The organism is Paenibacillus sp. OK060 (assembly GCF_900101205.1).
In the GTDB taxonomy this organism is placed as follows: domain Bacteria; phylum Bacillota; class Bacilli; order Paenibacillales; family Paenibacillaceae; genus Paenibacillus; species Paenibacillus marchantiae.
The window spans coordinates 129,484-151,664 of sequence record NZ_FNFR01000012.1 but is presented as its reverse complement, the minus strand read 5'-3'; the positions used below and the strand labels follow the sequence as shown (position 1 = coordinate 151,664).

At 47.3% G+C, this 22,181-nt stretch carries 19 protein-coding genes, 8 tRNA genes and 1 rRNA gene; all 28 read left to right on the top strand.

The window, feature by feature from the left end; genetic code table 11:
• Positions 1 to 85 (top strand): 23S ribosomal RNA (locus BLS14_RS29895); the annotation flags it as partial.
• 85 nt (positions 86 to 170) lie between these two features.
• Positions 171 to 262: transfer RNA gene (locus tag BLS14_RS29890), tRNA-Ser, on the top strand.
• A gap of 47 nt (positions 263 to 309) precedes the next feature.
• Positions 310 to 386 (top strand) — tRNA-Met (locus BLS14_RS29885).
• A 9-nt stretch (positions 387 to 395) separates the two neighbouring features.
• Positions 396 to 471 (top strand) — tRNA-Val (locus tag BLS14_RS29880).
• 5 nt (positions 472 to 476) lie between these two features.
• Positions 477 to 552: transfer RNA gene (locus BLS14_RS29875), tRNA-Thr, on the top strand.
• A gap of 9 nt (positions 553 to 561) precedes the next feature.
• Positions 562 to 639 (top strand) — tRNA-Asp (locus BLS14_RS29870).
• A 20-nt stretch (positions 640 to 659) separates the two neighbouring features.
• A tRNA-Phe gene (locus BLS14_RS29865) sits at positions 660 to 735 on the top strand.
• 9 nt (positions 736 to 744) lie between these two features.
• Positions 745 to 830: transfer RNA gene (locus BLS14_RS29860), tRNA-Tyr, on the top strand.
• Positions 831 to 838: 8 nt separating this feature from the next.
• Positions 839 to 911 (top strand) — tRNA-Lys (locus BLS14_RS29855).
• 162 nt (positions 912 to 1,073) lie between these two features.
• Complete coding sequence (locus tag BLS14_RS29850; RefSeq protein WP_240321503.1) at positions 1,074 to 2,270, top strand: PucR family transcriptional regulator; 1,197 nt, start codon at positions 1,074 to 1,076, stop codon at positions 2,268 to 2,270.
• A 103-nt stretch (positions 2,271 to 2,373) separates the two neighbouring features.
• On the top strand, positions 2,374 to 3,498 hold the full coding sequence (locus tag BLS14_RS29845) for an ABC transporter ATP-binding protein (RefSeq protein ID WP_063566522.1): 1,125 nt from the start codon (positions 2,374 to 2,376) through the stop codon (positions 3,496 to 3,498).
• A 263-nt stretch (positions 3,499 to 3,761) separates the two neighbouring features.
• Entirely contained in the window at positions 3,762 to 4,700 is a 939-nt protein-coding gene (gene hprK / locus BLS14_RS29840; protein ID WP_063566521.1) for an HPr(Ser) kinase/phosphatase, read from the top strand.
• A gap of 126 nt (positions 4,701 to 4,826) precedes the next feature.
• Positions 4,827 to 5,864 (top strand): prolipoprotein diacylglyceryl transferase, encoded by a 1,038-nt coding sequence (lgt, locus tag BLS14_RS29835; RefSeq protein WP_090955404.1) that lies wholly within the window; start codon positions 4,827 to 4,829, stop codon positions 5,862 to 5,864.
• 6 nt (positions 5,865 to 5,870) lie between these two features.
• Positions 5,871 to 6,521, top strand: a complete 651-nt coding sequence (gene ppaX, locus BLS14_RS29830) for a pyrophosphatase PpaX (protein ID WP_063566519.1) — start codon at positions 5,871 to 5,873, stop codon at positions 6,519 to 6,521.
• Positions 6,518 to 7,045, top strand: coding sequence for an acyltransferase (locus BLS14_RS29825; RefSeq protein ID WP_072735749.1), 528 nt, complete (start codon positions 6,518 to 6,520; stop codon positions 7,043 to 7,045). Before ppaX ends, BLS14_RS29825 begins: the two co-directional genes overlap by 4 nt.
• Positions 7,046 to 7,540: 495 nt before the next feature.
• Positions 7,541 to 8,734, top strand: coding sequence for an ATP phosphoribosyltransferase regulatory subunit (locus tag BLS14_RS29820; RefSeq protein ID WP_090955403.1), 1,194 nt, complete (start codon positions 7,541 to 7,543; stop codon positions 8,732 to 8,734).
• A 1-nt stretch (position 8,735) separates the two neighbouring features.
• Entirely contained in the window at positions 8,736 to 9,395 is a 660-nt protein-coding gene (gene hisG, locus BLS14_RS29815; protein ID WP_063566516.1) for an ATP phosphoribosyltransferase, read from the top strand.
• 107 nt (positions 9,396 to 9,502) lie between these two features.
• Positions 9,503 to 10,807 (top strand): histidinol dehydrogenase, encoded by a 1,305-nt coding sequence (gene hisD / locus BLS14_RS29810; protein WP_072735751.1) that lies wholly within the window; start codon positions 9,503 to 9,505, stop codon positions 10,805 to 10,807.
• Positions 10,800 to 11,429 (top strand): imidazoleglycerol-phosphate dehydratase HisB, encoded by a 630-nt coding sequence (gene hisB / locus BLS14_RS29805; RefSeq protein ID WP_063566514.1) that lies wholly within the window; start codon positions 10,800 to 10,802, stop codon positions 11,427 to 11,429. Before hisD ends, hisB begins: the two co-directional genes overlap by 8 nt.
• A gap of 3 nt (positions 11,430 to 11,432) precedes the next feature.
• Positions 11,433 to 12,053, top strand: coding sequence for an imidazole glycerol phosphate synthase subunit HisH (gene hisH / locus BLS14_RS29800; RefSeq protein WP_072735752.1), 621 nt, complete (start codon positions 11,433 to 11,435; stop codon positions 12,051 to 12,053).
• Between the two features lie 102 nt (positions 12,054 to 12,155).
• On the top strand, positions 12,156 to 12,902 hold the full coding sequence (gene hisA / locus BLS14_RS29795; RefSeq protein ID WP_090955402.1) for a 1-(5-phosphoribosyl)-5-[(5-phosphoribosylamino)methylideneamino]imidazole-4-carboxamide isomerase: 747 nt from the start codon (positions 12,156 to 12,158) through the stop codon (positions 12,900 to 12,902).
• Between the two features lie 215 nt (positions 12,903 to 13,117).
• Positions 13,118 to 13,879 carry an imidazole glycerol phosphate synthase subunit HisF gene (gene hisF / locus BLS14_RS29790; protein ID WP_072735753.1) on the top strand — a complete coding sequence of 254 codons (762 nt, stop codon included), beginning with the start codon at positions 13,118 to 13,120 and terminating at the stop codon, positions 13,877 to 13,879.
• Complete coding sequence (gene hisIE, locus BLS14_RS29785; protein WP_064641184.1) at positions 13,872 to 14,600, top strand: bifunctional phosphoribosyl-AMP cyclohydrolase/phosphoribosyl-ATP diphosphatase HisIE; 729 nt, start codon at positions 13,872 to 13,874, stop codon at positions 14,598 to 14,600. Before hisF ends, hisIE begins: the two co-directional genes overlap by 8 nt.
• Before the next feature lie 11 nt (positions 14,601 to 14,611).
• Positions 14,612 to 15,436 (top strand): histidinol-phosphatase HisJ, encoded by an 825-nt coding sequence (hisJ, locus tag BLS14_RS29780; RefSeq protein WP_090955401.1) that lies wholly within the window; start codon positions 14,612 to 14,614, stop codon positions 15,434 to 15,436.
• A gap of 270 nt (positions 15,437 to 15,706) precedes the next feature.
• Positions 15,707 to 16,654: a ribose-phosphate diphosphokinase gene (locus BLS14_RS29775; protein ID WP_063566509.1), complete on the top strand. Its 948-nt coding sequence runs from the start codon at positions 15,707 to 15,709 to the stop codon at positions 16,652 to 16,654.
• A 293-nt stretch (positions 16,655 to 16,947) separates the two neighbouring features.
• Positions 16,948 to 19,200, top strand: a complete 2,253-nt coding sequence (locus tag BLS14_RS29770; RefSeq protein ID WP_090955399.1) for a helix-turn-helix domain-containing protein — start codon at positions 16,948 to 16,950, stop codon at positions 19,198 to 19,200.
• Positions 19,201 to 19,534: 334 nt separating this feature from the next.
• Positions 19,535 to 21,136, top strand: a complete 1,602-nt coding sequence (locus BLS14_RS29765; protein WP_072735756.1) for an extracellular solute-binding protein — start codon at positions 19,535 to 19,537, stop codon at positions 21,134 to 21,136.
• A 142-nt stretch (positions 21,137 to 21,278) separates the two neighbouring features.
• A complete protein-coding gene (locus BLS14_RS29760; protein WP_063566506.1) occupies positions 21,279 to 22,175 on the top strand; it encodes an ABC transporter permease in 897 nt (298 codons plus the stop codon).
• Positions 22,176 to 22,181 lie beyond the last annotated feature (6 nt).

Here is a 22,181-nt window from a genome sequence, read left to right as displayed (position 1 = left end):
GAAGACGACGAGGTAGATAGGCTGGGGGTGGAAGTGCAGCAATGCATGGAGCTGACCAGTACTAATCGGTCGAGGGCTTATCCAATATGCAAGTTGTAAATCGCACATTTCGTTTCGGATCTAGTTTTCAGGGAGCAATCCTTGTAAGCATTGTTCATGATTCTCTATTTGGAGAGATACCCAAGTGGCTATAAGGGGACCCTCTGCTAAGGGGTTAGACTGCGTAAGCGGTGCGAGGGTTCGAATCCCTCTCTCTCCGCCATCTTTACCTTAAGATGGACAAGCAATCAAGATCAATATTATTAATATGGCGGTGTAGCTCAGCTGGCTAGAGCGTACGGTTCATACCCGTGAGGTCGGGGGTTCGATCCCCTCCGCCGCTACCATATTACCCAGGAGGCTTAGCTCAGCTGGGAGAGCATCTGCCTTACAAGCAGAGGGTCGGGGGTTCGATCCCCTCAGCCTCCACCATATACGCCGGTGTAGCTCAACTGGTAGAGCAACTGACTTGTAATCAGTAGGTTGGGGGTTCAAGTCCTCTCGCCGGCACCATTAATGCCTGGAACCGTGGTGTAGTTGGCCTAACATGCCTGCCTGTCACGCAGGAGATCGCGGGTTCGAATCCCGTCGGTTCCGCCATTAATCTAAAAATTAAATAAGGCTCGGTAGCTCAGTCGGTAGAGCAGAGGACTGAAAATCCTCGTGTCGGCGGTTCGATTCCGTCCCGAGCCACCATATAATTCTGGAGGATTAGCGAAGCGGCCAAACGCATCAGACTGTAAATCTGCTCCCGTACGGGTTCGGTGGTTCGAATCCATCATCCTCCACCAGTTTTTTCGAGTCATTAGCTCAGTTGGTAGAGCACCTGACTTTTAATCAGGGTGTCGAAGGTTCGAGCCCTTCATGACTCATCTTTTGAAAAAGAGTGATTGATCATTAATTTGATTAATCACTCTTTTTTGTTATAGATAAATAAATTAATAATATGGAAACTCTGATAAAGACTGAAAAGGCGATGCTGCGCAAGATATGATAAAATAATAGAAAAAAAGCAGAGTGGTGGCGTTCATTATATGAAGCTCATACCTGATCTAAAAAAACAAATCGAAGCAATTATAGGTACTACATTGGACGAATCCGTGATAACTATAGAAGAATGGAATCAATATGGATTGAGCTCAGCTCACCGTAGAACTGTTCCAGTGGCTCATAATACTCTTACAAAAGAGGCCGAAGGTTTCTTACGTGATGATGAGATGATGGATGGTTTAGCAAAGGATGTAAGCAGTTGGCGTACAGAAGACCAAATATATTTTAAAATCGGGATGAACGAGGAAGAAGGTACTGTTTTATATTGGGGATGCTCTGTTGATGCCGTTACGCTCGAAGTACAGCGTTTAATTGAACTTCTCATTACTAGTCATAGGGAATCGTTAGATGAAGAACAGCCTGTGATATATGAAAACGATAGAGAACAACAGCTTGCTGAATTGGGACAGTGGCTTCGGAAACAGGTTGAGCAAAGAGTTCAGCAGGAACCTATTCCGGATCATTTTTCATTGGATGGAGAATTGAACACAGAGAAAATCCCATTTTTGCTGCAATGTGAGACACCTGATGCTCATCGTATTCGTTCGAAGGAATTGAACAAGTTACTCGAAAGTTACTTCGGTGAAGAGATTATACTGATTCCTGTGGGAGCGCAGGAGTGGGTGTTTCTGGGTGATGAACAGATTGTCACAGGCGAAGCTGAAGAGGATACGACGGAAGCCAGAAAAGATTTATTGAATGCCTTCTGTCAGGGGCTCTATGAATTGGTAGCCAGTGAATGGGCGGGTGTATTTCATTTGTCCGCATCCTTACCGTGTATCCCTGCAAAACAGCTATCTTCTGTCACGGCACTTCTTCAAGAGAGTGTTCACTTGGGCAGAGCTTTCCATGTCGTGCAACACATTCATCTTCCTTGGGATCTGCACCTTGAGCGTTTGGTAGATAGTATTCCTGTGCAACAGCGACTTCGTTTTATACAGGAAACGGGGAAAGGCACTGTGTTGTTTAGTGATAGTGAAACACTGGCTACACTGGAGACCTTCTTCAATCTCGATTGTAATGTCAGCGAGACGGCAAAGCGACTCTTTATTCATCGAAATACCTTGGTATATCGTTTGGATAAGATCAAACAGGAGATTGGATATGATGTTAGAAACTTCGAAAGTGCTGTTCTGGTGCGACTTTTATTGCTTATGTACAAAGTGACGAAAAAGCTTTGATATTTTTGTGCAGTTTGCGAATAGTCAAACATCATGCAAATGGGTTAATATAAAACTACAAAATGTATTCGATTACAAAATGATCTCTGAGGAGGCAACAATCATGGCTGGTGTACGTTTAGAGCATATTTTCAAAAAATACCCGGGTTCTGATAAAGCAACAGTAGTTGATATTAACCTGGACATTAAAGATAAAGAGTTTCTGGTACTGGTAGGTCCGTCCGGTTGTGGTAAATCAACAACACTGCGTATGATCGCAGGCCTTGAGGAAATTTCTGAAGGTAAACTCTATATCGGTGACCGCGTCGTTAATGATGTTGCTCCTAAAGACCGCGATATCGCGATGGTATTCCAATCCTATGCCTTGTATCCGCATATGAGCGTATACCAAAACATGGCGTTTGGTCTGAAATTGCGTAAAGTGAAAAAAGATGAGATCGACAAACGTGTACGTGAAGCAGCTAGAATCCTGGATATCGAGCATTTGCTTGAGCGTAAACCTAAGGCATTGTCCGGTGGTCAACGTCAGCGTGTCGCTCTGGGACGTGCGATCGTCCGTGATCCACAAGTGTTCTTGATGGATGAGCCTCTCTCCAACTTGGATGCAAAATTGCGTGGTCAAATGCGTGCTGAGATCACTAAACTTGCGAAACGTTTGGAAACAACCGTTATCTACGTAACGCATGACCAGATCGAAGCAATGACAATGGGTGATCGAATCGTTGTTATGAAGGATGGTATCATCCAACAAGCTGCTTCTCCGGAAGAGCTTTACAACCTCCCTGCTAATCTGTTCGTAGCTGGTTTCATCGGTTCCCCGACAATGAACTTTATCTCGGGTAAATTGGCTGAGCAAGGTGCTAGCATGCATTTCGTAGCTCCTGGTGTGGACGTTGAAATCCCACAAGGTAAAGCACAAGTGCTGAAATCAAGAGGATACATTGGTAAAGAAGTCATTCTGGGTGTTCGTCCAGAAGACATTCACGAAGAGCCAGTATTCCTGGAAGCATCCCCGAACTCTGTATTCTCTACACACGTAGACGTAACAGAGAACCTGGGTCACGAAATGCTCCTCTACTTGAGCGGTGTAGGTAACGACACTACAATCGCACGTGTAGACGGACGTTCCAACACTCGTGATGGTTCTACAGTTAAAATGGCAATTGACATGAACAAAGTTCATATCTTTGACAAAGAGACTGAAGCAAACGTTCTTCTTCAAGACTAATAGTACTGAGATTCATCGGTAACGATAGAATCTATCAGTTAACGCAATCATACATTGTAATCTGAGCCCCTTCCGTTATTGCTGGAAGGGGCTTTTTTACTCATACACGGGTGGAAGCCAAGATTGCATTCATCCCGGAATTCATTTAAGATAATTTGAAGGTTAGATGCTGTAACAAACAACATGAATGCGCTATTAATGCAATGGAATGACGCTAATGCTGATGTACATAGAGGGCAGCGAATGCTGAAAGGAAGAGACAAATGGCGAAAAAAGTGAAAGTATCTGAATTGGTACAACAATTCCAGTTGGAGGTTGTTTCTGGATCTCACGGACTGAAGAGAGTCATTACTGTAGACGATTTAAACCGTCCTGGTCTGGAAATGGCCGGTTATTTTGAATATCATCCACAAGAACGGGTACAGCTGCTTGGTAGAACAGAGCTGGCCTTTTTTGCAATGTTGCCAGAAGATGAGCGCCGTGATCGGATGCAGCGCCTTTGTACGGAAGAAACGCCATGTATCGTAGTAACCCGGGGACTTGAAGTGCCACAGGAACTGATTGACATCAGTGAAGAACAGAACCTTGCTGTGCTTCGCAGCAACATGGCTACAACGATTCTGTCCAGCCGGATTACTGGATTTCTGGAGAAGAAACTGGCGCCTACAGCAACAATTCACGGTGTACTCTGTGATGTGTATGGAGTAGGCATGTTAATCACCGGAAGCAGTGGCATTGGTAAGAGTGAAACTGCACTGGAACTGGTGAAACGTGGTCACCGATTGATTGCCGATGATGCGGTAGAAATTCGTCAGACATCAGACTTCCAGCTGCACGGAACTGCGCCAGAATTGATCCGTCACCTACTTGAGATCCGTGGTGTCGGCATCATCAACGTAATGACATTGTTCGGTGCGGGTGCGGTTCGTAATAACAAAAGGATTACACTGGTTGTTCGTCTGGAAGCTTGGCAGCAGGATAAACAATATGATCGTCTTGGCCTGGATGAAGAGACGACACGCATCATTGACACAGATGTACCGCTTGTAACGATTCCTGTTCGTCCGGGGCGGAACTTGGCTGTTATCATTGAAGTAGCGGGAATGAACTATCGCTTGAAACAGATGGGGCTGAATGCTGCGTTGCAATTTACGAATAAGCTGACAGCAACGATCTCTGAAGATATGGAAGACATGGACTAAGAAGAGAAGGATCTATTATATGATTAAAGGCCAATTGTTGATGTGTTTTACTCCTTTATAGAGCGTTGGAGACATACAGCAGTTGGTCATGCTTGTGAATGAGTCAATTTATAGGAGTGTGAATGAATGGATACATTATTACTGTTGAACCCGATAGCGTTCTCCATCGGAGCGTTAAAGGTTCACTGGTACGGGCTTATTCTCGGTACAGCGGCGCTTGTAGGTTTGCTGCTCGTCATCCGGGAAGGCAAACGGTATAACATTCCGCAGGAAGTGTTCATGGACATGGTTCTGCTTGGTGTGCCTTCTGCCATTATCGGTGCCCGCATATACTACGTGGCATTTCGATGGGACGATTATAAGGATAATTTCTGGGATGTCTTTAAAATATGGAATGGTGGTATCGCCATATATGGCGCACTGATTGGTGCGATCATATGTGCAGTCATTTTCTTCCGTCGTAAAGGGTATAATTTCTGGCGTATGGCCGACATCTGTGCACCTGGATTGATCGTTGGACAAATGATCGGACGCTGGGGTAATTTTGTAAATCAGGAGGCCTATGGCGGTCCTGTAGAAGAATCATTTTTGAGAGACAAGCTTCATTTGCCAGACTTTATCGTTAATCAGATGAACGTGGAAGGTGTATTCCATCATCCTGCATTTTTGTATGAATCGATGTGGAGTCTTGTTGGTCTGGTCATCTTGCTGGTGCTTCGTCGTCAGAAGTTCCTGCGTGCTGGTGAGCTGTTTATGTCCTATTTTATCTGGTACTCGATCGGTCGATTCTTTATCGAAGCGCTGCGTACCGACAGTCTGGGATTCCAGGCTCCGCAATGGGTTGCCTCCATGGTTAATGGATTATGGTCACCGATGACAGCTATGGGCTTCGAGCAAGGATATCTTGATCCAGCCTACGGTAACGTAAGAATTTCGCAGCTGCTGGCTATTGGGATCATTGTTGTTGCGGTAGTCTTCATCGTCGTGAGAAGAATGACAGGCAAGGCAGATGTACGTTATAGCGATCCTATTGTATCTTCCAAGGTTCCTTCAGAATCATCGGATGATATGGTGCAAACAGGCCCGGTTGCAGGCAAAGAGGACACGGTAACTCCAGTCTCGACCAAAGAGGATCTGAAGCAAGCTGAAGAGAAAAAGGAGTAATGCAACATGATTGACACGGTTTTGTTTGATCTGGATGGAACGATTATCGACACGAATGAACTAATTATTAACTCTTTCCTTCATGTAATGGAGGATTTGCAGTTATCTACCCCTTGGACACGCGAACAGATCATTCCTCATATGGGAGGAACACTGGAGAATCAGATGCGTACGTTTTCTGGGAAAGAGGATGTTGCGGAGTATGTCAAAGGATATCGGGCGTACAACGACGTTCATCATGAGGCGATGGTTCAGCCGTTTCCTCACGTGATTGAGGTTGTTGAGGCTCTTCATGAGGCAGGAATTGTGATGGGTGTTGTCACGACGAAGATTCGTCCATCTACTCTTAAAGTGCTGGAGCGTTTCGACCTGTTGAAGTATATGAAATCGATTGTAACAGTTACCGATGTAACCAATCCCAAACCGCATGCTGAACCGGTGCTAAAGGCGATCGAAGAGTTGGGTGCAGATCCGTCCAAAACATTGATGGTGGGTGACAGCCCTGTCGATATTCAATCGGCACAGAACGCGGGTGCGCTTGCGGCAGGCGTAGCCTGGTCCCTTAAGGGAGAGGCCGTATTGAGCGGCTATAACCCAGATTACATTTTGCACGACATGAAGGACTTGCTTAAGCTGATTGAAACGGAACGTTCATGAGAAAAGTAACCCGCTATCCCGTAGAAGGTCATAACGCACTTTGGCATATCTACAAGACAGTGAGTCCGTGGAAAGGCGTGCGTAATTTTATCTGGATTCAGTTGTCACGGTACTGCCCGATTCTATCGGTCAAGAACTGGATCTATCGTCGCATGCTTGGCATGAAGGTGGGTAAACATACGGCATTTGGTTTGATGGTGATGGTTGATGTGTTCTTTCCGGAGAAAATTACGGTAGGCGAAAATTCCGTGATTGGTTACAACACCACGATCTTGGCTCACGAGTATCTTATTAAAGAGTACAGACTCGGTGAGGTGATTATTGGGGAAAATGTATTGATCGGTGCTAATTCAACCATCCTGCCGGGTGTGACCATTGGAGACGGTGCGGTAGTAGCAGCAGGAGCAGTTGTTCATAAGGATGTAGCTCCGGGGGCTTTTGTAGGAGGGAATCCACTTCGTGATCTGTCTCGCTCGAATGCTTCGGCGGAGGAGATTGTCTTAAAGGCTGATGAAAACAAATGATTTTGGGAGACGGCCGAGACGGCCTACGGATATATCTGCAAAAGATCATCGCAAAGAATACACGGACGAAAATTAACCTGAATGGGTTCAGTCAGGGGAAGAACAATAAGTCGAATTGACTGGAGTAAGGAAGCTGCTGATGGCAGCTTTTTTCGTATACAAATAGTTAGACTCATGTTCAGCATTGGGATCAAAATGGAGGATATAGTACAAGCCCCCCAAAGGGGCTGTATTGTTGACGATGGATAGTCATTCATGTTATCATATCCCATATCCTTTAGTTTGTTAGCACTTTACCATGTTAAAGAAAAGGGACAAAAGTTAAGTATAGTTAAGCAGAAATGAAGAACACTTACTAAACATTTTCTGAAGGTTGCCTGGCAGCAACAATAAAAATTCAGGTTACAAGATAGAATGGGGATTTACACTACATAAATCCTGTTGAAATAGAACGTCTACCAATCTTAAATTACTGACTCGGGGTGAATAATACCAATGTCCAAACCAAAAGGCTTTGAAAAACCGACAGGTTTTCGTGACTATACACCACATGTGGTGACCAAGCTGCGAACCATTGAGCGGAATGTACTGGAATGCATGGAACGCTGGGGTTACCGTCAAATCATTACGCCAACGATTGAATACTACGATACCGTAGGTGTAGCTAGTTCCACATCGGATCGCAAGCTGTTTAAATTATTGAACAGTCGCGGGACTACGCTGGTACTAAGATCAGATTTGACAGCTCCGATTGCACGGGTGGTCTCTTCTCTATTAAAGGATGAGAAGCTTCCTCTGCGTTTGTCCTATCATGCGAATGTGTTTCGTTCCATTGAAGAGGAAGCAGGACGTGAGGCGGAATTTTTCCAGACAGGTGTAGAGCTTGTCGGTGATGATTCGCCAGAAGCAGATGCAGAAGTTGTAGCACTTGCGATTGCTTCTTTGCAGGCAGCGGGTGTGTCTTCCTTTAAAATTGCGATGGGTCATATGGGATTTCTGAACGGGTTACTGGAAGAAGTCATTCCGGGTCAAACGGTACAACAGGAACAGTTGAAAGAAGGATTGCTGGGACGTGATTATGTCGGCTATCGCCAATCCATTGAAGCATTGAATCTGGAACCGAAACTGAAGGAGCAGCTTGAAGCTATTTTGCGTCTGCGTGGCGGTAAAGAAGTATGTACACACGCAGCAGAGCTGAGTTCAAGTACTGAAGCAGCACAGTCCATTGCACATCTCTGTGCAGTATTCGAAGTGTTGGAAGCGTACGGTGTTTCTGAGCATGTGCTGATTGATCTGACGATGATTGGTGATTTCTCCTATTATACAGGCATGACGTTTGAAGGGTATGCGGCAGAGCTTGGATCCCCGGTATGCAGTGGCGGACGATATGATAATCTGTTACAGCAGTTTGGCCGTTCATTACCGGCTACAGGATTTGCACTCAAAACAAACCGAATTATCGATGGTGTTCATGGAATTACGATGGAAGAGAAGAAGCCTGTACTTATTCAATATACTTCGGAACACCGGGCTGAGGCTCTAACAGAGGCGGCGAGACTACGCAGCATTGGTCAGAATGTAGTAACATACCTCCTTCCTAAAGATGGGGCAGAGGCTCTAACAGGCAACAAGTCAATCCAGGCTGAGCAGGTTATCACGTACGGATCTGAAAATGGAGGGGGACGCTAAGATGTCGGATATTTTGAAGGTAGCTATGCCGAAGGGCCGAATCTATAAGAAAGCCTCCAAACTGTTCCGTGAAGCAGGGCTTGATATTCCGGAAGACGTGGACGATACGCGCAAGCTGGTCATCGAAGTGCCGGAAGCGGGGATGGAGTTCATCATGGCGAAGCCCGTAGACGTGCCAACGTATGTGGAGTATGGAGTAGCGGATATTGGCATAGTGGGTAAAGACGTTCTGCTTGAGGAAAATCGGGACGTATACGAATTGTTGAACTTGGGAATCGCCCAGTGCCGCATGTCTGTTATTGGACTACCGGACTGGACACCTGGCATTCAGCAGCGAGTGGCAACAAAGTACCCGAGAATCGCTTCCCAATATTTCCGCGAGCAAGGACAGCAGGTGGAAGTAATCAAACTGAACGGGTCCATCGAACTGGCGCCGCTGATCGGTTTGGCAGATCGAATCGTCGATCTGGTGGAGACTGGCCAGACGTTGCGTGAGAATGGACTCGTGGAGATGACGGGTATTCTGGATATCACAAGCCGCCTTATTGCCAATCGGGTCAGCTATCGGATGAAGAATGCACGGATTCAAGCATTATGCGATGCTCTCCAACAGGTCATTCCAGCCTCGAATGAGGTGTCTTCGGGGATCTTTCGGGGATAAATCAAGCATGTAAGATGGAGCAGAAGTAACTAATCGATGATTGATCATATAGCATAAACGGATATTAGAGGTATCACAGGTTATACAGGGATAGGGAGGTTGTACTCATGAAAATTGTACCTGCACGGGAGTTTGATTTGAAGCGGGAAGTGGAATACGGTACACCTGAGCAAAATGAAGCGGTACGGCGCATTGTCAGCGACATTCGCCGGGAAGGAGATGCGGCACTGTTGCGTTACACAGAGCAGCTGGATCGCACGAAGCTGACGGCTGCGGAGCTTCGCGTGCCGCAGGAAGAGCTGCAAGCAGCCTATGCAGCTGTGGAGCCTTCCTTTGTGACGGCGATCCGTCAGGCCGCCGCTAACATTCGTGCGTTTCATGAGAAGCAGAAGCGCAACTCATGGATGGATTGGCAGCCGGACGGCAGTCTGCTGGGCCAGGTAATCCGACCGCTGAAGCGGGTCGGCGTTTATGTACCTGGCGGCAAAGCAGCGTACCCTTCGTCGGTGCTGATGAATGTGATTCCGGCACAGGTGGCTGGCGTGCCGGAGATTGTTTTGGTGACGCCGCCGTCAACAAATGGCGGTGAAGGTATTAACCCGTACATTCTCGTGGCTGCTGCGGAAGCAGGCGTGAGCGAAATGTACCGAGTTGGCGGCGCTCAGGCAATCGCCGCCCTCGCTTACGGCACGGAGAGTATTGCCCCGGTCGACAAGATCTGTGGACCGGGCAATATTTACGTGGCGCTCGCGAAGCGTGAGGTTTATGGCGCAGTCGATATCGATAGTATCGCCGGGCCGAGTGAGATTGTGGTGCTCGCCGATGATACGGCGAATCCGGTATATGTCGCCGCCGACTTGTTGTCGCAGGCGGAGCACGACGAGATGGCATCGGCCATTCTCGTCACAACCTCGGCCGTGCTGGCGGAAGCCGTGCAGGCCGAAGTGCGGCAGCAGCTAGAAGTGCTGCCGCGGCGTGATATCGCTGCTGCTTCCGTGGAGCAGTATGGCGCAATTATTGTGGTCGATTCCATCGATGAGGGAATCGATGTGGTGAACCGGCTCGCACCGGAGCATCTGGAGATCATGGTGCAGGAGCCCATGGCTTACGCTGGCCGGATTGAGAATGCCGGAGCGATCTTCCTCGGCCCGTATAGCTCGGAGCCGGTAGGGGATTATTTTGCGGGACCGAATCATATTATTCCGACAAATGGAACGGCACGATTCAGCTCACCTGTGGATGTGGATGATTTTATCAAAAAATCAAGTTTGATCTATTACAGCAAGGAAGCGTTGCTCCAAAATGGAGCGGCTATTATAGAGCTGGCCCGGCATGAAGGGCTCGAAGGACACGCCCGTGCGATCGCTGTACGGTTAGAACAGGAAGGAAAGGCGGAATCGGATAATGGATAAGCAGAATAATGGTTTGGACCTTCAGAATAAGGGTGCTGTACGTCAGGCAGAGGTAGACCGCAAAACAAATGAAACGAACATTCAGCTTTCTTTTGCCGTAGATGGAACCGGGCAATCCGAGATTGAAACGGACGTACCTTTCCTGAATCATATGCTCGATCTGTTCACAAAGCATGGACAATTCGATCTGAACGTACAGGCGCGCGGCGATGTTGATATTGATGACCACCACACGGTGGAGGATATCGGAATCTGTCTGGGACAGACCCTTCGTGAAGCATTGGGTGACAAGCGGGGCATCAAACGTTATGCGAGTGTTTTTGTGCCTATGGATGAGGCTCTCGCTCAGGTAGTCATCGATGTCAGCAACCGCCCTCACTTTGAGTACCGCGCACAATACCCATCTCAGCAAGTGGGCAGCTTCTCAACCGAGCTGGTACATGAGTTCCTGTGGAAACTGGCGCTGGAAGCGCGCATTACATTGCACGTTATCGTGCACTACGGACAAAATACACACCACATGATCGAGGCGATCTTCAAAGCATTGGGACGTGCACTGGACGAGGCAACAACGATTGATCCACGTGTAACGGGTGTGCCTTCCACGAAGGGAGTGCTGTAGACGATGGCGATTGCAATTGTCGATTATGGTATGGGGAACCTGCACAGCGTCGGCAAAGCGGTCGAACGTCTTGGCTACGAAGCGCTGGTCACAGGTGACCGGGATGCGATTCTTGGTGCAGATGGTGTGATATTGCCAGGTGTAGGTGCATTTGGCGATGCCATGGTGCACTTGAGAGAGAGTGGCTTGGACGCTGTGGTGAAGGAAGCGGCAGCTGGACCAACACCGCTGCTCGGGATCTGTCTGGGCATGCAGCTGTTGTTCAGCTCAAGTGAGGAGCATGGCGAGCATGAAGGATTGAATATTTTGCCGGGTAAAGTGGTGCGATTTGCACCGGGAGAACTAAAGGTTCCACATATGGGCTGGAATCGATTGCAGTTCCTGCACCCGGAAAATCCGCTATTCGCGGGGCTTGAGGCAAGTCATGTCTATTTTGTCCATTCATATCATGCACGTACGGACGTAGAGAGCGATCTATTGGCAGTAACGGATTACGGACATCCGGTTACGGCGATTGTTGGCAGAGGCTCCAATTTCGGTATGCAGTTCCACCCGGAGAAGAGCGGAGAGCTGGGTATGAAGCTGCTTGGAAACTTCCTGGCGTTGACTGGATCAAAGGCGTAATCATAATCAGCGATCATATGATTTTTTAATTCCATCCTTATAAAATAATACGTAGCTAATCTTATATAGAGCACAAATATGAATATATTCAGGAGGCCTTGTATGTCATCTTTTATCATATATCCGGCAATTGATATCCGGGACGGCAAATGTGTAAGACTTGTGCAGGGAGATTACAATCAGGAGACGGTATATAACGATGACCCGGTTCAAGTTGCTCTTTCCTGGGAGAAGCAAGGTGGTACATACGTTCATCTGGTGGATCTGGACGGTGCAAAAGCAGGTCATCCCGTGAATGATGAGCTGATCGGGCGTATTGCTTCGGCCGTGAACGTGCCTGTTCAGGTAGGTGGAGGTCTTCGTACAGTGGCTGATGTAGAACGTTTGTTGGGTCTCGGTGTAAGTCGTCTTATTATCGGGACAGCCGCTATTGAAGATCGTGCCTTTACAGAAGAAGTACTTGGACGGTATGGAGACAAAGTAGCTATTGGCATTGATGCACGCAATGGCTATGTGGCGACACGCGGGTGGCTGGAGACATCGGAAGTTCAAGCTGAGGTACTGGCGAAGGAGCTGGCGGCATTTGGTGCCGAAACCTTCATCTTCACAGACATCTCCCGTGATGGCATGATGCAGGGTCCTAACGTGGAAGCGATCGTGTCTCTTGCGAAGGCGAGTGGCCGTACGGTGATTGCTTCCGGGGGAGTTAGTGTCATGGATGATCTGCTTCGTTTAAGCAAGCATGCGGAAGATGGTGTCGGAGGAGCAATCGTAGGTAAAGCGCTGTATACTGGTAGTATTGATCTTTCCGAAGCGGTACGTGCGGTAAATAATAGCGATACTATATAGGCTCAAATAAACATTGGCACGATAACGGAGAGGACAGAAATAACCTGAAGAAGTGAAACGTTCGCCTTTATCCCCGGATTTTCCCTTTAAGAAAGGATCAAAAAATCTGGGGATAACAGCGCTCGTAAGGTTGTTCTGTCATCGGAGTGGCTAGTGTGAATATTCTAAGTTGAACTTATACAGGTATGCGATCATCAGGAGAGAGGAAGAGGAGCATGCTGGCAAAAAGAATCATTCCTTGTCTGGACGTGAAGGACGGCCGGGTTGTCAAAGGCGTTAACTTCGTCAATCTCCGCGATGCGGGTGATCCGGTGGAGTTGGCGGCGCTGTATGACCGCGAGGGTGCGGATGAACTGGTGTTTCTCGATATCTCCGCTTCGGTGGAAGGCCGCGAAACGATGGAAGAAGTGGTGCGGCAAACCGCAGGCGAGATCGCCATTCCTTTTACCGTAGGTGGAGGGATCTCCAAGGTGGAAGACATGAAGCGCATTCTGCGTGCAGGAGCGGACAAGATTGCGGTAAATACCGCAGCTGTGCTTAATCCTCAGCTGATTGCAGACGGAGCACGCCGCTTTGGTTCCCAGTGTATCGTCGTTGCAATAGACGCCAAGTATAATGAGGCTTGGGGCGAATGGGAAGTGTACACGCATGGTGGACGTAAACCTTCAGGAATTAAGGCGCTTGATTGGGTTAAACAGGCGGAGACCTTAGGCGCTGGCGAAATTCTGCTGACAAGCATGGACGCGGACGGAACGAAGGACGGATTCGATCTGAAGCTGACTGCAGCGGTATCCGAATCGGTACGTATTCCGGTCATTGCTTCAGGCGGTGCAGGCAAGGAATCCCATTTCTATGATGTCTTCACTACAGGCAAAGCGGACGCAGGTCTAGCAGCAACGATATTCCATTACAAAGAAATCGCCGTTCCGGCGTTAAAACAACATTTGAGAGAGCAAGGGGTGGAGATCCGTGACTAATGTAAGCAATGAGATTAAGGAGCAGTTATCCTTGGAGCAGGTTGTGGAACACATTCGCTGGAGCGATGGTTTGGTACCTGCCATTGTGCAGGATGCAGAGACACGTCAAGTTCTGATGATGGCTTATATGAATCGGGAATCCCTAAAATTGTCGCTGGAATCCGGTGAAACGTGGTTCTGGTCACGCTCGCGTCAAGAGTTGTGGCACAAGGGCGCAACTTCAGGTAACGTACAGACGATTACTTCATTGAAATACGATTGTGATGGTGACACCTTGCTGGTTGAAGTGAAGCCGAACGGACCTGCTTGCCACACCGGAGCAGTGACGTGTTTCCATAATGAAATCGTGGGCTTGCCAGAGCAATCAGCAAATCAGACTTCAGGTGATTCTATTGCAACGACTGCAAGTGCCAGCTCCGAAAGCCGTTTTGAAGTACTGGCTGAACTGGAATCGGTCATTGCAGAGCGTGAACGTGAGCGTCCGGAAGGTGCATATACGACGTACCTGTTCGATAAAGGCGTTGATAAAATTCTGAAAAAAATCGGTGAAGAAGCGTCCGAGACGATCATTGCCGCCAAAAATAAAGACAATGACGAGCTTCGTCTTGAGGTCAGTGACCTGATGTACCACTTGCTCGTTCTGTTGCAAGAGCGCAAGCTGCCGCTGGATGACATCATGTCAGAGCTGAGCCGTCGCCACGAGCGGCCTCGCCGCGATTAGGAGGCGAGCCTGTGCTAATAGACTATCATACACACCATGAGCGGTGTGGTCATGCGGTTGGCAAGCTGGAGGCTTATGTGCAGCGTGGGGTGGAGATTGGCTTGTCGCAGATTGGGCTGTCGGATCACATGCCTTTGCTGCATGTAGACCTTGTTCACTATTATCCTGAGATGGCAATGCCTATGGACGAGCTGCCGCGTTACGTGGAAGAGTGTTTCTCTCTGAAAGAGCGCTACCGTGGTCAGATTGATGTGCGTGTCGGCCTCGAAGGCGACTATATCGAAGGCTGGGAGACAGAAATTCGGGCCATTATTGAGCGGTATCCATGGGACTATGTGATTGGATCGGTCCATTTTCTCGGGGAATGGGACATTACGGATTTTCGCCAGACCCATCATTGGGAAGGGAAAGACGTACTAGAAGTCTATCGTCAGTACTATGATGCTGTGAGCAAAGCGGCAGCGACGGGAATGTACGATATTATGGGTCATACAGATGTGATCAAGCGCTTTGGCTTCACTCCGGCACCAGAGCAGACTGAAGAGCGTATAGATCTGGAGAATGCGGCGCTGCAAGCTATCGCGAAAAGTGGCTGTGCCATGGAGCTTAATGCATCAGGATTATCGAAGCCATGCGCAGAGATGTTTCCTGGTCGCAGGATGTTAACAGAGGCCATTCAATTGGGGATTCCGCTGACCCTTGGCTCCGATGCACATGATCCGCTGAAGCTAGGCGATTATCTGCCTGAGGCCGAGGCGCTCTTGCGTGAGCTGGGCTGTACGGAGGTAGCCGTTTTTGAAGGTCGACAGCGCTCGTTCCTTTCTTTAAATGTATAAGGTAGTGGAGTATAATGAGGGTAGGAAATAACCTTTTTAGAGGTAGTTCAAAAAAGTCCGCTTTTGATTACGAAGGATGCCTAATGGCATCATCAGCGTCGAAGCTGGAATTCAGCCGAAATGTTCGTTGCTCACGTAGTTTTGCCTACGCTCCGCTACTCCATTTCTAGCTTTATCCCATCTTCTCGGTACTGAAAACCGGTCTTTTTGAACATTCACTTTTAGACTGATAAAGGATTATATTGGGACTTCAACCCTCGGGAGGGCATTATGCAGCATTCGTTACGTATTTTTTCCGGTTCATCGAACCCTAAGCTGGCAGAACAGGTATGCGACAAGCTGGGTGTACAACTAGGCAAGATCAAACTGTCCCGGTTCAAGAGCGGAGAAATATACGTTCACTACGAAGAGACGATCCGCAACTGTGATGTGTTTCTGATTCAATCATTATCTCATCCGATCAATGAGTTGTTCGTAGAACTGCTCGTCATGATTGATGCAGCCAAAAGGGCTTCTGCCCGTACGGTAAATATTATTGTTCCTTATTACGGATATGCCCGTCAGGAACGCAAGTCTGCTCCGCGTGAGCCGATCTCGGCCAAGATGGTTGCGGATGTGTTAACTACTGCTGGGGCAAACCGGGTAGTTACCATTGATCTGCATGCAGCGGCAATTCAAGGGTTTTTCAATATTCCTGTGGATCACATGACATCATTGGATCTCATCAGTGATTATTTGCTGAGTAAAGGGATTGAAAATCCGGTAGTTGTCTCCCCTGATGCGGGACGAGCCTCGATGGCAGAGAAACTGGCGAATCGTCTGGATTCACCTTTTGCCATTATGATCAAAAAGCGGCCAAGCCACAATGAATCGATCATTACGCACGTTATTGGGGATGTTGAAGGTCGAACTCCAATTATTATTGAGGATCTGATCGATACCGGAACGACAATTCTCAATGTTGTTGAAGGGCTGAAGGAGCGAGGCTCCAAAAACGTATATGTATGTGCAACACATGGTCTGTTCTCTGATGGAGCATTAAGTAAGCTCAATCACCCGTCTATAGCCGAGGTGGTAGTCACAGACTCCATCGCACTGCCGGATGACCATCCAGAATGCTTCAAAGTGTTGCCCGTAGCTCCAATGCTTGCACGTGCTGTTCGCATTATTGTGGATGGTGGCTCCATGGCGACGCTGTTTAAAGATTCAGGGATTTAATCATGCAGCACAGATCTGTGCGAATTCAGGTGTATTGTGCCGTGTTTGAGTAGTTTGCTGCTCAGCACGGTTTTTATTTTTTTATGATGGATTAGGATAGAGATGCGGATGAGTTAAGGAGAAAGAGGGAATTGATTACTCATTTGCTGCCTGGGGGCTTGTGCTATAATAACTTAAAATTGATTTTATGGCTGCGTATATAGGGAATTCAATCCCAGAGATGTAACTGATGTGATGAACAGTAGAACCACGGCTATTATACAACGGTGTCGTGGAGTGAGGAGTGGGGTCTATTGTCCCGGACTTGGTATTATCGTTTACTGTTTTCTTATTTTCCTATTTTCTTTCTTACCATGACCGTACTCATTTTTATCGCTTTTGTTTTCATTAATGACATCTCCAGGGAAGAAACAAGGAAAGCAGACCGTATCTCCTCCAGCTATTTGGTGGACAGTCTGGACCGGACGATCCGGGATATTGAGTTGTCGGTTATGGAAGCGGTGCAGAGTGAGCAGGCCTATAAGTACTATTTTAATAGCCAGAACCAGGTGGGCAAAGAGACCGTGTATAGCATTGCTCAAAACTTGCGTGAGCTGACGAGTTCCAACCCTTGGATCCAATCCATTTATTTGTATGACAAGAAAAATGAAAGCGTTTTAACATCAAGCGGCTCTAAGGAGGTAGATAGCTTTTCAGACAAGGCATGGATCGACCGAATCGACTCTGGTTCTCTTACTTCAGGCTGGCAGCCTGTCAGGGAATACGATGCAGGAGTTAATCAGCGTACGCCTATTCGGGTGTTGACGGTAGATAAGGATATGCCCTTGCCATTTGGCTCTGATGGGGTGCTTGTCATTAATATCAAGATGAGTAGCATCGAGCAGAGCATTGATAGTATGGTTAATGGACAGCTTTCTTTCATGAGCATTCTTGACCGTGGCGGTCAGGTTGTGTACGATGCGCATTCAGATCGTGAAGGTGCTGTAGAAGGCCAAGAGCTGAACACCCTTTCGCTGGAAAGATTGGGTTGGACGATCTCCAGTGGGATCAAGGAGGGGAACTTATATGGTTGGGTCTCGGTGGTTTCCTATGTATGGGTGATTATTGCTGTTGTTACCGTCATTTGTGCGATCGTCTATATTATCTATATCACTCGTCGCAACTATAAACCCATCCAGATTATTATGAATCGGATTGAAGCCCATCAGATTCGGGTGCTGGAGCAATCGGGCTCACGGACCGATGAGATGAAATTGATTGATGGCGTGTTGGAAAACCTAATAAACCATATGATGGATTCGGACAAAAAGAGCAGGGAAAACGTGCTGCTGCAGCGCAGCAAACTATTTAACGATCTACTGAATGGGGAGAATCTGGATCATGCGGTAGAGCGATTAAAGGATCTTTCCCCGTTAACTGGCGTGGATACTTCGTCATGCTTCGCTGTTGTGGTTGGCGAAATCAACCGATATGAGAAGGGATTCCAGGAACGGTTTACGAGAGGTGAGCAGAATACACTCAAATTTGCGTTAATGAATGTGCTGCAGGAGCTCTCACGCAATGCGGGTATGCAATGCTGGACGGAATGGGTCAGCTCGGATCAGATTGCGATCCTTTTCCTGTCCACAGATGGTAACCCGGATATGACGGAGCAAATTCGCTTAGTTGCGGAGGAATGCCGATCCTGGGTTGAGCAGAATCTGCGTATATCATTGAGTTTCGGTATCGGACCGATCGCGGAGGGCATCAAGGCTATTCGTGAATCATACGTAGCGGCTGAGACTGTGATGCACCGCAGATTACTGAGAGACGGTGATGTCGCTCTGGCTGGATATGGAGAAACTCAGCAGCAGCTACTTGATACCTATACCTATTTGCAGATGATTGCTGATTTTGTTAAACGGTTTCGGATGTCGAGCAGTCAGTGGCGTGATCAACTGGAGGAGATCTTCACGGCTTTTGAACGTGATAAGCTGCCAGATGATGAGATTCACTCCTTGATTCAGGCGATGCTACAGATGCTCAGCCGGGAAGTAGCGGTCATGTCCGAACAGCTGCAGGAGAAATTATCGGAGGAAAACATAAACAAGTGGTTGATGCTGATGAAAGAAGCGGAGACACTTGAAGGTGTCAAAGACATTCTGTTTGATGACCTGACGGACTTGTTCAGAACTTATGTGTCGGTAACTGAAACCAAGAGCTACAAAGCGATGGTCAATGAAATGAAAAACTATATCGAGGAACAGTTTGCGAATCCTGATCTTTCGCTGAAACATCTGAGCGATCGATTCCAGATTACCGGCAAACATGCAAGTTATTTGTTCAAGACAGAGTTCAATATGAAGTTTGTAGACTTTCTTACAGAATTGCGGATGAAGGAAACGGAGCGTCTTCTGCGGAGTACGGATCTTTCCCTACAGGACATTGCCTTGAAGGTGGGGTATGCCAATGGAATTACCTTGGGACGTGTATTTAAACGGGTTGAGGGTATTACACCGGGAGACTATCGCCGTATGAAACGTGAACATCACGATTCCGAGTCGTAATTCAAAGGCTCATGCTACGTATTATACCGTGCTAAGCACAGGGTGGAATTCATGCAGGTTTTTCTCAGGAGAAGCCATGTAGGAGTCCGCCTTTTTTGCTGCTAGTGTAAACCTATATTCCGTCTTGGAAGCTTGCGCTTATGCAAGAAATCCTTGATTTACGCCTGTTTTCGGGTTCTTTACGAATATAGTCAGTCTGCGAAAATCGTCGCTCGGGATAAACCATTATCCATATGTAAGCGTTTCCGAAACGAGTTTATTGCCAGAGCGCGGAAAGATGTGGAATACTCTGGGCAAGCTTTAAACATTCACGCAATGCTAAGGAGATGACAAAATGACAGGAAAAGCAACCAAAGGGAGTCTAAAGAAATGGATGGGATTGGCGCTTACTATGGTAATGGGAGTTTCCTTGCTAGCCGGCTGTTCATCTGCATCGAATCAGGAATCAGAAGGCAGTGCATCAGGCAATGGCGAGCGTGTCACTTTAAAAGTGGAGGTGTTTGACCGCGGGAATAGTCCTTCACCTTATACCATTACGAATAACTATTTGTCCAAACTGATCCAGGAACGGTTCGGCGATCCGAATAACATTGATATACAATTCGTACCGATTCAGCGCTCGGAGGAAGTAACCAAGCTGAATGTCCTAATGGCGAGTAATACGGATGTTCCGGATATTGTATTTGTTTATGACTCAAGTGTATTTTATCGTTACGCCGAACAAGGCGGTCTGACTGATGTGGGAGAGTTGATTGATCAATACGGACCTAACCTGAAAAAATTCCTTGGCGAGGACACCCTTAAGTTTGGTCAATTAGAGGGCCAGCAGTTCGCAGTTCCTGGCAAACGTGCCATCACAGGCAGATATAGCTCTTATATTCGTCAGGATTGGCTGGATAAACTGGGATTGCCAGTACCGAAGACGACGGATGAATTGTATACCACTTTGAAAGCATTTAAAGATAAAGACCCTGGTGGACTTGGCAGCAAAAACATTCCAATGGGAATGGCACTGGCGCCAGCTCAGTTCGAAACGCTGATCTACTCATTCATCAAGCCGATCAGCGGAGATCTGACTTATGCACAACGTTATGAATTGCCTCTCCATGAGGGCTTCAAGGATGCCATGAAGTTCATGAACAAGCTGTACAATGAAGGCTTGATCAGCAAGGACTTCAGTTTGGATGAAGATAAGGCCCAACTGGTGAAGGATGTACAGAACGGAAACATCGGCTACTGGTCTGAGGATGTCGACGCTATTTTCTATGCAGATGGCACTCTGGATAACTTGCTTAAAAATACGCAGGGCAGTAAAGTGCTTCCGGTTGATGCGTACACCAACGCAAACGTAGACAACAAACATATCAAATCCCGTTACGGTTCAAACGGCATGTACATCATGATTCCGAAGAGCAGCAAACGTTCGGTGGAAGCAATCAAATATTTGGATTGGATGGCATCAGACAATAACCTGATTGATATTTACAGCGGCGTGGAAGGAGAGAACTACGATCTGGTAGACGGAATTCCTGTTGTCAAAGAGGATGCTTCACAGGAAGCGAAGGATCGCCTGTTCAACGCAGGGGATACAGCTATTATCTCAAATGGTAAAAATATCGGTGATCAGGCTACCAACGAAAAAGCATGGATCATGGGCTTCCCCCAAAATAATCAGGAAATGCTTAAACAGTCGATTGATATTGCTAACACCGATACGGTAGGACCCATCATTTTTGACAAACCGATTCAGGCAGAGATGAAGTACAGCACGGCGCTCAAAGATAAGCTTAATGTCATTATCGTAAAAACAGCAATGGCTAAACCGGAAGAATTCGACGCAGTGTATGAACGGGAAATGAATGATTTCATGTCCCTGGGCGGCACAGAATTGAAGAAGGAACTGGATCAAGCGGTTCAGGAGCTTGCTGCTAAGTAGCAGTCGGAGATATGTGTGAACGTACGAATCCAAAGTAATCCAACTTACACAAGCTTGATATCGGATCATTTATGAAGGGACTTGTGCCGTCGGCTGAGGTTAAGGCGGCACAGTGTTTCTTCGTTGTTAGGAGGAGACCGACTTGACCGCATACTTGAAGAGGTATTGGCAATTATACGCGTTGATTTCACTGCCCCTCATCTATTTCGTGGTGTTTCGCTACGGACCGATGTATGGCGTTCAGATCGCATTTAAAGATTTTAATCTTTTTCAAGGTATTAACGGCAGTGAGTGGATCGGTTTTGATGCCTTTCGCGAGGTATTCGGGATGCGAGATTTCTACACCACGTTGCGCAACACCTTTATGCTGAATTTTCTTGATCTGATCGTTTCGTTTCCTGCTCCCATTATATTAGCCATCATGCTCTATGAAATCCGGTTTAAATGGTTTCAAAAAATATCGCAGACGATTCTGTATATCCCTCACTTTATTTCGTGGGTCATTATTGGGGGAATTGTGTACCAGTTATTCGGTAACCAATCCGGTATGGTAAACGGTGTACTTGAAAGTATGGGCTTAAATCCGATTCCATTTTTGACGGAGAAAAACCCGTGGCTTGTGACCTACCTGTTCACAGGTGTCTGGCAAAGTGCAGGCTGGGGAACGATTCTATATCTGGCTGCGCTGACGGGTGTTAATAAGGAATTGTTCGAAGCGGCAGAGATTGATGGAGCGACACGGCTGAAGAAAATCTGGCATATAACCCTGCCAAGCATCAAGCCTACTATTGTTACTCTGCTCATTCTTAATTTGGGACATATGGTCAGCATCGGATTTGATCGTCCTTATATTATCGGGAACACGGCAGTGCGTGAATATTCTGATGTGCTCAGTACCTTTGTATACCGGGTCGGGCTGGAATCGGGACAATATACGCTGGCAACCGTCGTTGGACTGTTCCAGGCAGTCGTGGGACTTATATTTGTACTCGGTTCGAACTATATATCGAAAAAGACAACAGGTGAAGGAATTCTTTAAAAGAAC

Bases quoted from the DNA above. Each gene is read 5' to 3' on its own strand.
- hprK (WP_063566521.1), top strand. From the start codon at position 3,762: ATGGCGAAAAAAGTGAAAGTATCTGAATTGGTACAACAATTCCAGTTG.
- BLS14_RS29845 (WP_063566522.1), top strand. From the start codon at position 2,374: ATGGCTGGTGTACGTTTAGAGCATATTTTCAAAAAATACCCGGGTTCT.
- BLS14_RS29820 (WP_090955403.1), top strand. From the start codon at position 7,541: ATGTCCAAACCAAAAGGCTTTGAAAAACCGACAGGTTTTCGTGACTAT.
- BLS14_RS29775 (WP_063566509.1), top strand. From the start codon at position 15,707: ATGCAGCATTCGTTACGTATTTTTTCCGGTTCATCGAACCCTAAGCTG.
- hisG (WP_063566516.1), top strand. From the start codon at position 8,736: ATGTCGGATATTTTGAAGGTAGCTATGCCGAAGGGCCGAATCTATAAG.
- lgt (WP_090955404.1), top strand. From the start codon at position 4,827: ATGGATACATTATTACTGTTGAACCCGATAGCGTTCTCCATCGGAGCG.
- hisH (WP_072735752.1), top strand. From the start codon at position 11,433: ATGGCGATTGCAATTGTCGATTATGGTATGGGGAACCTGCACAGCGTC.
- hisD (WP_072735751.1), top strand. From the start codon at position 9,503: ATGAAAATTGTACCTGCACGGGAGTTTGATTTGAAGCGGGAAGTGGAA.
- hisF (WP_072735753.1), top strand. From the start codon at position 13,118: ATGCTGGCAAAAAGAATCATTCCTTGTCTGGACGTGAAGGACGGCCGG.
- hisB (WP_063566514.1), top strand. From the start codon at position 10,800: ATGGATAAGCAGAATAATGGTTTGGACCTTCAGAATAAGGGTGCTGTA.
- BLS14_RS29850 (WP_240321503.1), top strand. From the start codon at position 1,074: ATGAAGCTCATACCTGATCTAAAAAAACAAATCGAAGCAATTATAGGT.
- hisA (WP_090955402.1), top strand. From the start codon at position 12,156: ATGTCATCTTTTATCATATATCCGGCAATTGATATCCGGGACGGCAAA.
- BLS14_RS29765 (WP_072735756.1), top strand. From the start codon at position 19,535: ATGACAGGAAAAGCAACCAAAGGGAGTCTAAAGAAATGGATGGGATTG.
- ppaX (WP_063566519.1), top strand. From the start codon at position 5,871: ATGATTGACACGGTTTTGTTTGATCTGGATGGAACGATTATCGACACG.
- BLS14_RS29825 (WP_072735749.1), top strand. From the start codon at position 6,518: ATGAGAAAAGTAACCCGCTATCCCGTAGAAGGTCATAACGCACTTTGG.